We start from the raw sequence: 660 nt of genomic DNA on the forward strand, positions 1-660 counted from the left end.
GAGCGCCAGCTGCTTCTGCTCCCGGCTGAGATGACCGTGCTTGCCCTGCATCCGGATCCTCCTGTGGTCAGTGACTGTCCCATCTCACAGGAGATGTTGCGCTGACCGCTTGAATCCGCCGATCCTGAAAAAGGCCTCGGCTTTTTTCGCAGCGGAACTCGACCGCCCCACGACGAGATGATCCGGTTCATCGACATGAACCGCGACGATTTCGAGGTCGAGGCCATCTGCCGCGTCATGCGCGAAACAGAATGTGGGTTCATCACCTCCCGGGCCTACCGGTGTGATGTCTCAGTACATCGGAAACACCCCGAACCCCCGGTTCGGGGTGTTTTTCGTTGTGCACGGCCCCTTCCTTCCAGTCCAGGCTTCGGTACGAATCCGGCCGCTACCCGTCAGACGGTGGGTGCCTGGCGATGTCGCTCGGATGCCGTCACGTCCCGTGGGTCCGGGTGTGGGGTCGCTCTGGTTTCCCAGGCTGACCGGGGCGGCTCCGATGTCCCGGCGGCAAGGCGCCTCGACGGTGCCGAGCAGCGTGCCGGTTGCAGGTGAGGCTTCTCCCGCCTCTGGCGGGCTGCCTGAAGGTCCCGAGGCGGCGGCGGGTCATGTCTCATCGTGGGTCCGCTGGTGTTGATGAGGTTTTGAGACATGTGGTGACGA

At 63.5% G+C, this 660-nt stretch carries 1 pseudogene and 1 other annotated feature; the pseudogene reads left to right on the plus strand.

The features are described 5' to 3' along the window. Positions 1 to 138 precede the first annotated feature (138 nt). Positions 139 to 235: a sequence feature (AL1L pseudoknot), on the plus strand. Continuing rightward, positions 142 to 282: pseudogene (locus tag QSJ40_RS12575) on the plus strand (IS3-like element IS3501 family transposase); the annotation flags it as partial. It overlaps the preceding feature by 94 nt. Between the last annotated feature and the right edge of the window lie 378 nt (positions 283 to 660).

This window comes from Kocuria sp. NBRC 114282, assembly GCF_030268385.1.
In the GTDB taxonomy this organism is placed as follows: Bacteria; Actinomycetota; Actinomycetes; order Actinomycetales; family Micrococcaceae; genus Kocuria; species Kocuria palustris.